10 protein-coding genes and 1 pseudogene are annotated in these 13,990 nt (G+C 64.1%); 6 read left to right on the top strand and 5 right to left on the bottom strand.

Translation table 11 applies throughout. The features are described 5' to 3' along the window. Positions 1-5: 5 nt before the first annotated feature. The 3 genes from NUW12_07075 to NUW12_07065 form a co-directional block, all read right to left on the bottom strand. The gene (locus tag NUW12_07075) at positions 6-1,400 is read right to left on the bottom strand and encodes an ABC transporter permease (protein MCR4402532.1); all 1,395 of its coding nucleotides are present in this window, start codon (positions 1,398-1,400) and stop codon (positions 6-8) included. Between the two features lie 4 nt (positions 1,401-1,404). After that, positions 1,405-2,766, bottom strand: coding sequence for an ABC transporter permease (locus NUW12_07070; protein ID MCR4402531.1), 1,362 nt, complete (start codon positions 2,764-2,766; stop codon positions 1,405-1,407). A gap of 82 nt (positions 2,767-2,848) precedes the next feature. After that, positions 2,849-3,247, bottom strand: a complete 399-nt coding sequence (locus tag NUW12_07065; GenBank protein MCR4402530.1) for an SCP2 sterol-binding domain-containing protein — start codon at positions 3,245-3,247, stop codon at positions 2,849-2,851. A gap of 451 nt (positions 3,248-3,698) precedes the next feature. Between NUW12_07065 and NUW12_07060 the strand changes: the two genes are divergently transcribed. The 6 genes from NUW12_07060 (at position 3,699) to NUW12_07035 (ending at position 10,301) form a co-directional block, all read left to right on the top strand. Next, a complete protein-coding gene (locus tag NUW12_07060) occupies positions 3,699-3,974 on the top strand; it encodes a hypothetical protein (GenBank protein ID MCR4402529.1) in 276 nt (91 codons plus the stop codon). Between the two features lie 176 nt (positions 3,975-4,150). Next, a complete protein-coding gene (locus tag NUW12_07055) occupies positions 4,151-4,579 on the top strand; it encodes a divergent PAP2 family protein (GenBank protein ID MCR4402528.1) in 429 nt (142 codons plus the stop codon). Positions 4,580-4,990: 411 nt separating this feature from the next. Beyond that, positions 4,991-5,395: a secondary thiamine-phosphate synthase enzyme YjbQ gene (locus NUW12_07050; GenBank protein MCR4402527.1), complete on the top strand. Its 405-nt coding sequence runs from the start codon at positions 4,991-4,993 to the stop codon at positions 5,393-5,395. A 172-nt stretch (positions 5,396-5,567) separates the two neighbouring features. After that, entirely contained in the window at positions 5,568-6,548 is a 981-nt protein-coding gene (locus NUW12_07045) for a radical SAM protein (GenBank protein ID MCR4402526.1), read from the top strand. 26 nt (positions 6,549-6,574) lie between these two features. Further along, positions 6,575-8,437, top strand: a complete 1,863-nt coding sequence (locus NUW12_07040; GenBank protein MCR4402525.1) for a zinc dependent phospholipase C family protein — start codon at positions 6,575-6,577, stop codon at positions 8,435-8,437. 487 nt (positions 8,438-8,924) lie between these two features. Next, positions 8,925-10,301, top strand: coding sequence for a protein O-GlcNAcase (locus NUW12_07035; protein ID MCR4402524.1), 1,377 nt, complete (start codon positions 8,925-8,927; stop codon positions 10,299-10,301). A 73-nt stretch (positions 10,302-10,374) separates the two neighbouring features. Here the strand turns inward: NUW12_07035 and NUW12_07030 are convergent, their stop codons facing one another. After that, entirely contained in the window at positions 10,375-11,967 is a 1,593-nt protein-coding gene (locus tag NUW12_07030; GenBank protein MCR4402523.1) for a glycosyl hydrolase-related protein, read from the bottom strand. 762 nt (positions 11,968-12,729) lie between these two features. Beyond that, positions 12,730-13,989, bottom strand: a pseudogene (locus NUW12_07025) (hypothetical protein). Position 13,990: the final 1 nt, after the last annotated feature.

Genomic DNA, 13,990 nt, shown 5'->3' with positions numbered 1-13,990 from the left:
GCTTCTTACAACTCCCTCAGGATCTCGGCCGGCTCCACCCTTGCGGCTTGGAGCGCCGGCACGAACCCGAATACCGCTCCGAACACGATAGCAAGACCGAGACCCGCGAGCACCGCCACGGGAGACAGGCCGCCGCCCACTCGGGCGTCTGAAAAGATGCTCATCCTCGTGAACACCGTGGTATCCAGGAAGGGATAAAGCCACAGGGATGCGAGGACGCCCAGGACTCCTCCGGCCAGAGACATCGCAACGGAGTCGAACGTGAACTGCAGGACGATGGACCCGCGCGATGCCCCGAACGCTCGCCGTAGGCCCACCTCCCTCGACCTCTCGACCACGCCGACCATCATTATGCTGAGTATGCCGATGGCGCTTACCACGAGGGCGATGAAGACCGCGCCCCCCAGAAGCAGCGTAAGATCTGACATCGACCGGGTGAGCATCCGCGCCGTCTCCGCGGAGGACTCGAACATGACCGACGCCTCGGAGGCATCGTCGTCTCCGTTGCCGTTGTCGAGCGTCGCCGAGCCCGCCCACGGGTCCCGAGGCCCGCCGCGACCGGACACCATAGCCCTCACGTGCTCTCTCACGGCCGCTCCCCGGCCGGCCTTCGCCCTGATCACCAGAGTCGTGTAGGGGTATGCATTTCCTGGGGATGACACGGCACTGCGAAACGAGATGCCCATTGGGCTCAGCGGATCCACCGTGGCCGGCCACAGGATCTGCGGAGCCTCCCAGTACGACACGAGGAAGGGAGTCCCCGCATGAATGCGGTTCTCTCGGAACACGCCGATCACCCGGTAGGTCGGCATAGCCGCGGAACGCCCACCCCCCGCCTTAGGTGACGCTCCGCGTTGCGCGGAAACAACCTCGATGGTTCTGCCAACGTACGGTGCCGTGCCGAACAGGATCTTCGCTAGGTTCTCCGATATGACGACCACACTCGACCCGCTCTCCACGTCCGATTGGGTGATGAACGCGCCCTCTACCGTCTCGAGCCCGCAGACCCGGGCATAGTCGGGCCCGACCGATGCCCCACCGTTCACGAGGTAACGGGTGTTGGCGGCGTCTACCGTCAACAACGGTCTCGGCGTGAACGGCGATACTCCCTCAACGTCAGGCAAAGAGGCGATCTCGGAGACGTCCTCGTTCGAGAACAGTGCATAGATTTCGCGGGTCCATCCACCGTACTCGTTTCGTCCCTCTCTGCCTCCGGTGGCGACCACCATGTCTTCTCCCTCGCGCATCATGCGGCCTATCCACGCCGAGACGTTCATCCTGTAGCTCAAGACCGACACCACGCACGCGATCCCGACGCCGATCTGCAGAATAGTGAGGACGGCCCGAAGCGGGCGACGCCTGACGTTGTGATACGCGGACGTGAGGGCTATCGAGAGCATGGCCTTAGTCCCCCCGAAGCGCGTCCGCCGCAACCGTCCTGGCGGCGAGGTGAGCCGGATACAGCCCAAACACCACGCTCGCCGCGAGAGACGCTCCGGCCCCCGCAAGGATGCCCCATGGGCCGACAGTCACCGTCAGTCCCCGAGTCACCTTGGAGACGAGCCCCACCGCAACGCACGCAAGTCCAATCCCTGTGACGCCCCCGACGATCCCGAGAGCCAACGACTCGGCGAGGAGTTGCGCGAACACGTCCCGACGGCTCGCGCCGAGCGCGAGGGATAGCCCGATGGCCTTCGTACGCCGGAGAACGCGGGCCATCATCAGGTTGAGGATGTTGATGGAGGCGATCACGATCCCGGCTGAGGCGATGACCAGGACACCTGCTGCGAGACTGCGCATCTGGCGCATGGCGCATCTCATGTCGTCGATTTCCGATCGGATCGTGAGACTCCCGTGATACTCCCGCTCGATGAACCGCCTCAACTCATCAAGGGTGGTCGCTACCGCATCTGCCGATGCTGGCATGACCCGGATCTCCTGCAGTTCCTCATCTTCGCCTCCATAGCCCGGCGCGGAGGTCACTGGGATGAACCCAAACGTGTCGAGTTGGCTGAGGGGCCCCGGCAGGGCCGAACCTCCGCTTCGCTCCCCATCGATCGGCGTCGAAACGGGCTCGAGCATTCCTATCACCGTATACCTAGGTGTGCTCTGCTCACCACCACCGCCCCGCGATCCCGTTATCAGCACCAGCTCTTGCCCGAGCGGAGACGCGTCGCCTGCAAGGTGCCTCGCAAGCCTATCCCCGACGACCATTACCCTAGCCCCTGACGCGACATCTTCGTCAACGAAGAACGAGCCTTCGCGCAACTTCAGGCCATACGCCTGGAAGTACTCGGGAACCGTGGCCACGAGTTCCACGAATCCTCTCCATGGAGGCCGAGCCATCTCTCCCTGCGGGTCCTGCGTGTTCTCCGGAGAGGGAAGCGCGGGCCGCAGCGGCAAGCCGATGTGCTCGCACACGTACACCCATTTCGCGGAAGCCACGGCGTCCCTGAACCGCTCGAGGTCGCGCATGGTGAGGCGGGCAGGCGGCGTGCCTGCAGGACCTACCGGCACGGCAGGTACCCGTCCGGTGCCCCCTTCCCAGAGTGCCGAGTACGCCTCTTCCCGCGGAATTACCGCTATTTCCCAAGCCACAGGGCTTTCGGCGAACATACGGGTCTGCACCCCAACGCTCCCAATCAGGCCGCCGAACGCCGCTACGACGGCGACCCCCAGGGCTATGCCGAGGACTATGAGGAACGACTCTGCAAGCCGCACGTGCGAGTTGCGCAACGCCACGAACAGCAGATCCCGGACTCTCATGGCATCACCCCCCTGGTAGACGCATGAGGTTGGCACGTGGGGTCCCTGGTCACTTTGACTAAGCTCTCGGATGAGGATGCACTCAGGCGGTCTCAGCCTGCGCCCTGGCCGCCTTGTACATCCTTCGCAGGTCCTCCACCACTCCAAGGAGGTTCATGGCAAGGCCCAGGTCTCCGGAGAATGCGATCTTGCCCGACATGGCCGCGCCCATCGGGTCCACCTCGCCGCTGAACACACCATCGAAAGTCTCGCTATCCATGGTTAGCTTGATCTGGGCGGACGTGATGTCCGCACCAGCTTCGCCGCGTATCTCGCCACCCTGGAAGGTGAGAAGGAAGGTCTCGTCCAGGTCCGTGATGGCGAAGCCGACCGTGAGGCTCAGCCCCTGGCTCGCCCCAAGGACTCTTGGGTCTGACCTCATGAGATCCACCATCAGACGGAACACGCTCCGAAACTGTCCCGCAGACTCGTAACCGGCCACCAGTATCACCGCCTATCTAGTCGTTCTACTGGGCTCGTCCCACTGGGCATCGGGTCGCCCGGCTCTCTGTGTCGCTGCGCTCCTCAAACCACGCGCAACAAAGGTCGCAACGCTTTCTCGCCAGGAATTCCGCTCGTGCCTTCCGCTCTGGGCGTTGGGCCTTGCCCGCCCCTGGAACGGAATTCGTCGACCCTTCGGAAGCCAATTCTTCGGAACATTCCGGTATCATTATACCACGCATGGATGAACATACCATCACGACGATAACGAGACCAATGCGAGCCTAGCCCAGCTTCGGGCGTTCTCACGCCCGCGTCAAACGAATCTCGGGATGGAGGCCGGACTGCAGGCGCAGAACGACGGCCGCAGCCCGGTGTACCCTCGGCGGGACAAACGTTGACACTCGCGAACCTGAAAACTAAGATGTAATCGAGCGCACAGCCGTCCGTGGATCGGAAAACTCTCAGCCCTTACGAACGCGCCCGTGGAAAAGGTGGACGCGGAACCAGTGCGCGAGATCACGGGTTTCTCAATTGGCGGCGTTCCTCCCGTCGGACTCAAGTCGGCCCTGGAGATCTTCCTAGACCGCGATCTGCTCCGGTATGACAAGATATGGGCAGCGGCAGGCACGCCCAAAAGCCTGTTTTCGATCGCTCCCACGAATCTGGTCCGCATAACCGGTGCCGTCGTTGCGGATGTCGCGGAGGCGCCGCGCGGGCAAGTATGATTGACATGACTCCACGCGGGGACACCGCCCGGCCGGGCTGCCCTGACGTCCGTCACAGCGCGACGGACGGGAGATCTCATGACGGGGGATCTCATGAGGAGGCCTCCAACTTCCAATAGGTGACGGGACAACGGTCGGGGTCCCAATCATCTGAATCCGAGGTGAAAGGGTTGGTCTTGCGAAACCCAGCGCTTCTCGCACCGCTTCTGGCTTGGGTCATGTCACAGGTGCTGAAGTTCGCCGTGGACTATGCGATTAATCGCAGACCGGATTTCACGCGCCTGGTGAACCCCGGGGGCATGCCGAGCTCACACTCGAGCCTGGTCTCGGGCATGTCAATCATGGTCGGGCGCATATCCGGCTGGAACTCGCCCATATTCGCCGTGGCTTCGGTGCTTTCATTGATAGTGCTGTATGACGCGGCCGGAATCAGGCGCGCCGCCGGGAGGCAGGCGCGGGTCATCAACAGAATAGTCAATGACCTCTACAAGACACACCGTGTCCGTGAGGAGCGCCTCCGCGAGCTCCTCGGCCACACTCCCCTAGAGGTGCTCGCGGGAGTCGGGCTTGGCGCGGCGGTGGCGTTCGGTTGGCCCCTCGGCTGAAGGCGCGCCCTCGGTTGAAGGCGCGTCCTCAGCCGAGGGCGGTGTGTCGCGTGCGCGCGAAGCACGTACACTGAAGCGCATGCACTGAAGCGAATACACCGTGCCGTCCGGGAGTTCATCGCATAAGACAGCGGCGCGAGGCGCACGGCAGACAACCCGACGTGCAGCCGCCCTATCATGCGGCCGAGGCCGAGCGTGTGCGCGCGCGTGTGGGGGTTTACGGACGCGCCAGGGGGCGCGATAAGACGGCAAGTGCGCGAAGCGCCTCCAGCTCGGCGTGGCCCACCGCAATGAACGCCCCGGGGCGAAGCTCCGGCCGGCCCCTAGGCGCGGCAAAGAAGGAGAAACGTGAGGGAAACACGGGAGCGGTAGAAAGAGGCCGTCGGATCATGGCGATTGGAGTTGAGTGTCATGACAGTGAGCACCTTAGGCATCAGAACGAAAGCCCAGGATGAGTTGGTTGACATAACCGCGGACGTGCGGAGGCTCGTTCGCGAGTCGGGAGTCGAACGCGGCGTGTGCCTGGTATATGTGCCGCATACCACGGCGGGCGTGACCGTCAACGAGAGCGCCGATCCCGACGTGGCGCGCGACATCCTCGAAGCGCTGACGAGGATGGTACCGAGGCACGGGGCTTACCGCCACGCGGAGGGGAACGCCGCCGCTCACATCAGGGCGACGCTGGTGGGATCTTCCGCAACCATTCCGGTCGAAGGCGGCGATCTCGCGCTCGGCACCTGGCAGGGGGTGTTCTTCTGCGAGTTCGACGGCCCGCGCTCGCGAAGGGTCAATGTTCGGGTGTTGCGGTGTGAGTAGCGCACGCGACACTCCCAGCACTCCATCGAATCTCTCTACATCACGGGCCGCGCGCCGCGCGTGTGACCCGCCCGGACACCCCCGTGGACTTCGCTCCCAGGGCCACATGAACCTCACCGGCGGGTCATCGTCTCAAGACGCCTTCGGCGGCATGCCGGAGCACCTCTTGAGAATGCTCCGCAACTGCCGCTTGTGCCCGCGGCTGTGCGGGAAAGACCGCCTTGCCGGGGAGACGGGTTTCTGCGGCGCCGGCGCCTTGCCAAGGGTGGCCCTAGCGTCGCTTCACCATTGGGAGGAGCCTTGTGTGAGCGGGACCAACGGCTCGGGTGCCGTGTTCTTCTCCCACTGCAACCTCCGCTGCGTCTTCTGCCAAAACCACACCATAAGCCACGGAGGATTCGGCAAAGACATCACCGTGCCGGAGCTCGCCGAGGTCTTCTCGAGACTCGCCCGCAAAGGAGCGCACAACATCAATCTCGTGACGCCATCGCACTTTCTGCCGCAGGTGGCGTGGGCCGTTCGCATGGCACGCGACCAGGGTCTCGCGATCCCCGTCGTATACAACACCAATGCGTACGAGCTCCCAGAGTCTCTTGCGCTGCTCGAGGGCATTGTGGACGTTTACCTGCCCGACCTAAAGTACTCCGGCGAGGCGCCGGCGAGTCACTACTCGGCGGCGCGCGACTACTTCGCCCGCGCGACGAGCGCGATCCTCGAGATGCAGAGACAGGTCGGCTCCGCAATGTTTTCGTCGGAAGGGATCATGGCCCGCGGCCTTCTGGTCAGGCACCTCGTCCTACCGGGCCTTGCCGAGGACAGCAAGAAGGTGCTCGACTGGATCGGAGCGAACCTCCCTAGGGACACCTACGTCAGTGTGATGTCTCAGTACGTGCCGGCGCACCTCTCGCCACGGCACGTGGAGCTCAACCGCCGTCTTACTCCTGAAGAGTATGATGAGGTTCTGGACCACTTCGATGAGATCGGGCTGGAGAACGGCTTCATGCAGGATTTCGCGTCTCAAGACTCGTCGTTCACGCCGGAGTTCGACCTTACCGGGCTGGAGGGGCTGGGAAGCCTCGCTGATGATGGGTCTGGCGCCGTCACGCGACGATCCGCATACTGTAATTGTGCAGCATCTGCACGGCCACGATAGTCGCGATCCACAGGGAGGGGATGACCGTGTCTCGATTCCGGCGCATCGCCCTTGGAGCCCTCCTAGGTCCCATATTCCCCGCTTTCATGTGGGGGCCTTTTACACACGTCCACATCAATAGAACCGCCCTCCAAAGGGCGAAGGAACTCGACGCCGACCGTGGCGGCGACGCCGAACTCAGCGGAAACGCGTGCGGCGATGAGGCTCACCCCGAGCGCGGCGAGCGCACTATCAACCAGGAACTCCTCGCCCTCCTCACCTCGTCGCCTGAGGTGGAGAACGCGTACATACTCGCCGCCAACAGCGCCGACGCCATCTCGAGCTACCACACGCTCAACAACTTCACAGCGTACGACTATACCCACAACTCCATCCCCGACCACGCGCAGGGCATCCCGAACTTCGGGTACACGCTCATCGACACCTGGCGCCGTCTTCCCGAGGATGCTTGGCACAGCAAGGAAGATCGGCTGCGTGACCTCGCCGTGGCGTGCGGGTGGCTGTCGCACCAGCTTGCTGACTGGCACGCCCACTACGCTTGCACCGACGGCCGAGGGCGTCTCTGTGACCCGCCCGACGCCATAGCCGACGAGCTTACAACGTTCTCGGGGTATTCCGACTCCCACCGTGTCCTCGGTCACGACTACCCGGCGCTGTTTCTCAGGCGCTACAACTTGGCCGACCACGGGCTCACGGAGTTTCTCGTGGACAGCCTTCTCGTCTTCGGGCCGGACGGCCACAGTCTAGAGAACATCTCGCTCCCTCGCCTGTCAACCCTCAAGAACGGCAACACGAACATCATCACACTGGCGTCTGAGGATTTCGACGGCGCGGTGCGCCTGCCGGAGGACCACATCCCCGTCCTGTGGAGTAACATGAACCTCATCCTCCTGGGCATGCACGTGATGCAACATCTCGTGCGGCTCCGCCAGCCCCAGATCCGGCGGGAGGCCGCCAAGGTCGTGCAGTCGGACTACATCGACTTGTCCGTGGAACGGGTGCTGAGCGGGCTCTTCTACAAGAGCTTCGAAGAGATAGCCCACCTCGCGCGCATGGGACGGCGGCCCCGTCCATCGGACCGGCCCATCGGCCCGCTCGATACCACGGGGGTGAAGTATCCCGGAACCGTGATATTCAAGATCGCATACTCCCTGGCGTCATCGCTGTCCTCGCCGGACGGCAGCATCGGCACGAAGACGGTGGAACGCACCGTGGACATCATCGAGAATCCCCTTCGGGCACTGGATGGCGCTCCCGTGATAGGACCCCTGCTGAGATCCGATCTCATCGCTGACGCACTTTGGAACAAGGTCGCAAAGCCGTCGGTGGACGCCTTCATCACGAACAGCTTCGACAGCATCGGCGCGACGGCCAAAGACGGTCGCGCGCCCGTGCAAGAAGCCATCCTCGCCTTCGCCAACGCCGTGCTCCTCAAGAAGCGGTCGGTCGAGGCGGCGCGCAAGGACTTCGCGGCTTCGATGAAGCCGGTCATAACGGTCGTCAACCGCGATGGAAGCGACCTTCCGGGAGGTCGCGAGATGCCCACGCAAGAAGAGCTGACCCACATGGTGTTCGGCCATCGCGAGCTCGTCTTCAAGGTCTGGCCCGCCATTCCGCGCGGGGGGCGCGAACTCGCGGCTCTCAAGTCTTTGGACATCAACTCAGTTCGGGTGAACGTCAACGGCTACCCTGTCCGCGAGCACCCCGAATTCGCCGAACTCGCCATAGGTTTCGAGTCCAACGCCACTACGTCGCCGCTTCTGGTAAGGCTCAAGTTCGGGCGGGCGTTCCGCCCAGGGAGATACGACATCTTCGTTGACGCGAGCGACGCTTCCGGGGCGAAGGCGGAGTACTTGTACTGGCCGGTGGACCTTCGCCCGCCGGCGTAGGTCCGAAGGTTTGCACGCTGGACGAAGACATGCGCGTGAACGAAGATGAACAACAGATGAAGGACGACCGAACCCGCGGTCGCCGGGACGGCGCAGATCGCGTGCGGGCGAGAGACGTGACGTCCGTCACCTGCTGGCACACCTCCGTGAGGGCGCCTGATGTGTGGCACCTATCGCGACGCACCCGTTCCGTACATCACGCGCAGGCTTTCGCACACCCTGGCAACCGGGTACCAGGGAAAACAGGGAACGACCGCCGGCCTGACCGCCTACCGCGTCAGCGCGGGGAGGAATCCGTCGTTTTTCGCTGAATCTTCAGTATGGCACTGCGCACAACGAAAGACTCCACAGAAGGGGCGGGTGGCAGAAGCAGGTCCAGTAACCCTCCGGGGACCCGAGCGAATGGCGCTGCCGCCGTTAGCCGGGCGATCGACAGCGGGTCGACGCTAGACCACGCGAACTGCCCACGCACCACGGGGGTGTTGACATGTCCGAAGCCTTCGCCTGGAGAGGTGTGGTGGAGGGGTTTTACGGTAAGCCGTGGACCCACGACGAGCGAAAGGACATGCTCTCTTTCATGCCGGAAATCGGGATGAACGCATACATCTACGCGCCCAAGGACGATCCCTACCACAGGCACAGGTGGCGCGCGCCGTATCCCGGGGACATCCTCGTTCGACTTTCCGAGCTTGCCTCGCACGCGCGCAAGCGCGGTATCACCTTCATCTTCGCGGTGAGCCCGGGGCTATCGCTGCGCTACTCTGAGAAGCGCGACCTCGATGCCCTTGTGGAGAAGTTGAAGGCAATGCACGACGCGGGAGTGCGGGCATTCGCCCTGTTCTTCGATGACATCCCGGCTGAGCTGCGCCATGACGAGGACCGGAAGGCCTTCGGCGATCTCGCTGCCGCCCAGGTCTCGTTCACGAACGCCGTGTACGCCCGTCTCAAGGAGCTTTCGGCCGAAGCCTCGCTCATGGTGTGCCCGACGCAGTACTGCGGCGACCCGGCCACCGAATACGTCCGCGAGATAGGAGAGGGTTTGGATCCCGCCATCGACGTCATGTGGACCGGGCCGGTGGTGTGTTCGAAGGAGCTCACGCTGGAACACACGAAGGCCGTGGCCGAGTCTCTGAAGAGGCCGGTGACGTACTGGGACAACTATCCCGTGAACGACGGTCCCATGAAGTCCGAGCTCCACATCGGGCCGTATACAGGCCGAAGCCCTTACCTTCCCGAGGCGGCCAAAGGAGTCTTCCTGAACCCAATGAACCAGGCCGAGGCCTCCAAGATCCCGCTCGCCGCCGCCGCGCGCTACCTAGATGACCCCGTGCGATATGACCCGCAGTCGGCCTGGGAGGACGCCGTGGCCCGCGTCCTTGGCCGCGACGCCCTCGGTGCGTGCGCCCTCTTTGCCGATGCGTGCGCCATGAGCCCGCTTCACCAGGACGATCCGCCGGGGATCGCGTCCGTCCTCGAAAGGGCGCGAAAGCGAGCGCAAAGCGGCGAGCTGGGCGAAGCTGCGGGCATTCTGTCCTCGTACATGCTGGAGATGAAGGCTGCCGCCGCCATGCTGACAGGCAATCCCAACCGTAAGTTCGTAGAGGAAGTGAAGCCCTGGCTCGACGAGTTTTCGTCGTGGGCGGAAGTGGGCCTCGACGCGTCGAAACTCATAGAGATGGCGCGGGCCTACATCGGAACGGCGGGAGGAAGCTCGCGCGTGGCACGGTTTCTGCGCGCTCTGCCAATCATAAGGACGAGGTCGCGCCTTGTCCGACGGCTCTCGCGAAGCCTGCGGTTCAAGACGCGTACATGCGGGAACATCGTTCTTGACTTCGCCGTGGACGTCCTCAGGCGGGTGAGTTGAGCCGTGCACGCAACGACACCTCCACGGCAACGCGCCGCCAGACGGCTGGACGGCTAGGCCTTCCGGATGACCCTTAGCCTAAACGCGGCACAAAAGGACGCGCGGCGAGGGCAAGGGTGACTACCTGTTTGGGCTTCACGCGAAGCCCGAGCTCGTAAGGGCCGCGCAGGACACAAGGGTCGCACAGGTAGCGCGCGCAGCTCGGATCGTCTGGGTCACACGCGCTGCCGAGTCCCTGTTGGCTCTGCTGACCTTGCTGGCCCTGCCGGTCTTGCTGGCCTTGCTGACTTGGCCGGCCCTGCCGGCCTTGTTGGCCCTGCCGGCCTAGCTGGCTCTGGTGGCCGAGGTCTAGGTCGCCCGGGTTGCCCGGGTCACCAGGACTGCCCGAAGAGCTGAAGGGGCCGAGAGCGCGCTCGTCGCCTCCGTGAGCGAGCTCCGAAGCCACAGGTTCAACCGGTGTCTCGTCGAGCCTTACGAGGCGCGCTTCGTCCAGGCGCACGCCGGTTGTCAGCCGCGCGCTGATCTCCCGCTCACTAGGATTATGAAGCCTCACGATGAGGTCGCCGCCATCCTCCGCCTTCTTGACGGCACTCACCACCAAGACGCTCGCCTTGCACCAGCCGCCTCCATCTCCATCTCCATCTCCGCACTCAGCCGCACACCCATCTCCACACCTGTCTCCGTCCTCGCCCCTACAGTCGTCTCTCAGCCCGAGGAGGCTCAGTTCCGCTCGGGAAAGATCGAATTCCGCCGGCAAAGCCCACGCATGACAAGTGCTCAAGTAAGCCGCGCAGGGGTACATGTATCGCTGCACGATCGATCCGACGTCGCCCGTCGACCAGCAACCAGCGTGAGGCACCACAACGTACTCAAATACGTGCCTGCCGAGGCACTGTGCCCCTGGCGTGAATACTGGCGGACCTGCGTGGCCCTTCCTCGTGGCCAGGTCATCCCGCGAGATCCTTTCAACGCAGCGCAAGAGGGTCACCGCGATGGTGGCCGTCCCGTCGCGCTCCACGAGGCATTCGTACTCGGGGAGTCCGCGCGTGGCCACAGCCAAACCACGAACTCCATCGTTCGCGTCCACGAACCCCTGGTGCGGAGCGACCGTGGCTGCCGGCTGGAACCACCCGGCCCCTGCGGCCCCTCCGGCTCCTTCCTGGTCGTGACGCGGCCTCGGGTCGCGTTCCACCACGTCGAACTGTCCCCGGGCATACACCCGGTCGACCCTCGCTCCCGTCGGAAAGAGCGCCCGCAGCCGGTGGTCGCGAGCGGTGTTTTCGATCTCCGTGCTTATCTCCACGTAGGACGCGCCTGCCGCGAGCGTGACACGCGTCACGATGACGAGCGGCGCAGTCTTGGCGGCACGCCGTTTCCGCCCAGGGTCAATGGAAGCAGGGATCTCCCAGGGCATCTCGACCCGCAACGTCCCGAGGTAAGGCCCCTGGTGCTCGATCGTGACTTCGCAGGCCGCAACGCCTCTTGTCACCGTTGGCTCGTCGGCAACAGGGGAGTAATCGTATTCATCACCTGCATCCCCCGAATCCTCGAACACATTGAGCCCTCTGTACACGAACCCCGTGCGCTTGTCGCATACGTCGAGCGCCCCGCACTGAGAGACCTGCACTCTCAAGAACTCGTTTTCGAGATACCTGTCGCCCGCCATGACGCGCCCGACCAGCTCATCGGCGTGGTCAGACGGCGGCTGAACGGCGGCTGAGGCGAGGCCGTACACGCGATACCCGGTAGCCGGCAAGTCCCTCACCGGGAAAGCTATGTCGATGGCGGGCTCGCCTCGGCGCACCGCGTCGCTCAGCGCGGCCGACGGATCGAAACCGTATCCCAGCCCTGTCGCGCCAGCAGCTCGGGTCAGGCCAAGCGTCTGAGCGCCCACAGCTCTTCCACTTCCGTCGGTCACGGCGAAACGCGTGCTGGCGGTGCCCTCCTCCGTGCCAGGTTCTGACCCCAATCGTCCGTGGGATGCCTCGCCCGGCTCCCCGCCCGGCTCTCCACGTGACTCCCTGCCCGCTTCGTCGTGTGCGCCATCGCACGCGATCTCTCTCAACGGGACGTGTGCGATCACAACGCCGCTCACAGGCCACGGATTGGGGTTGTAAACTAGCAGCGGCAGGGCTGCGCTTCCCGCGGCCGCTGTCTTTCTCAGGGCGCTCGGGGTCGCCGCCGCCCCGGTTACAGCAGTCGAGGCTTCCGCGACGGTCCCGGCGGCGGAGTGGTCTGTGTTCACCCTGTCGGCCCTATCAGCCCTATCGGCCCTGTCTGTCCTGTCGGCCGTGCCGGCCGCGTCGGCCTCGCGGGCTGTCTCGGCCTCGCGGGCGGTGTCGGCCATGGGGGCGGTGTCGCCTGTGCCATCTGTGTCGCTCGCGGCTACCGGACCAACATGCCGCACGAGGTTTGCGAGGCTCGCGAGACTCTCGGCGGCAACCGCGGCGGCGATCTCGCGCGCCTGAGTGTACCTGGCCGTCATCTCCACCGCGACCTCGTCTGTGGAACACCCGCAGATGCTGTCATGGGCCTGGTTTTGAAGGTAGAGTCTCCACGCCAGCTTCAGCATCTCGGTGGGGTACCTACGCCCCGCGAATAACCACGCAGCACACGCCAGCGGCTCCGCGTAGTGAGTGAGCCAGGCGTCGACCTCGTAGTTGAGCTGCTTGAGCGGGATCCGCGACGACAGCACGCTGTAGAGCATGTTTTGGTAGCGACTGCCCCTGAATTCCCCCTCGTGCACGGGGAGCTCATCGTGCGCAGAGAGCGCTTGACCCGCAGGAAGTGCTTCGTGGCCAGCGGCCTCGCTCTCTCCAGCCGCACGGCCTGAGTGTCCAATTCGCTCGCGCACCTTCTGCACGTAGTCCTCGAGGCTTCCCTGCACTAGCCGAACACCCAGGACATCTGCCGGGGCGCGTTCGACCTCCCTCAGCGCTGCCTGTAGCCGTTCGATGATCTCGGGAAGATCCTGCCTCGGAGCGAGGTGGTCCGAGCCGGTGTCTAGAAGCACGACTCCCGTTCTCGAGCGTGCCGCGAGATGCTCAACGAGGTTGCGCGTGAACCGCACCGCCTCATCTAGCGGCAAGGCTGCATGTCCACCCACCGCGAACCTCGCGTCGGACTCCCAAGGGTTGAAGCTTCCGACAGGGGTGAGACACCCGTAATGAGCCGGCAGCCAGATTCCCAGCACCTCGCTGCCGTCAGGCGAGCGCCACCTGAACTCCGCGCCCAGAGCCTCCCCCTCATCCCCCATCCCACGCGAGAAAACCGCCGAGGAGATCCCGAAACCCCGAAGAATCTGCGGCAGCTGGCCGATGTGGCCGAACGGATCCGGGACATACCCGACTCCCATGACCGCGCCAAACCGCCTCGCCACCCTGCCCCCGACGAGGAGGTTTCGTACCAATGCTTCCTCTGTTGAAAGGAACTCATCAGGAAGCACGTACCACGGACCCACGAGGAGCCTTCGCTCGCGAATGAGGCGCCCTAGACGCTCCTCGTTTTCGGGACGAATCTCGAGGTAGTCGTCGAGCACTATCGCCTGGCCGTCCAGGGTGAAACACCTGAAGGACTCCTTTCGCTCCAGCAGGTCTATCACGTAATCAACCAGGGCGACGAGCCTCGCTCTGAACTGCTGGAACGGCAAGTACCATTCGCGGTCCCAGTGTGTGTGGGATACGACCACG

The organism is Bacillota bacterium (genome assembly GCA_024653485.1).
In the GTDB taxonomy this organism is placed as follows: Bacteria; Bacillota; SHA-98; order UBA4971; family UBA4971; genus UBA6256.
Note: the sequence above shows the minus strand (reverse complement) of the source record. Positions and strands in the feature narration are given on the sequence as shown.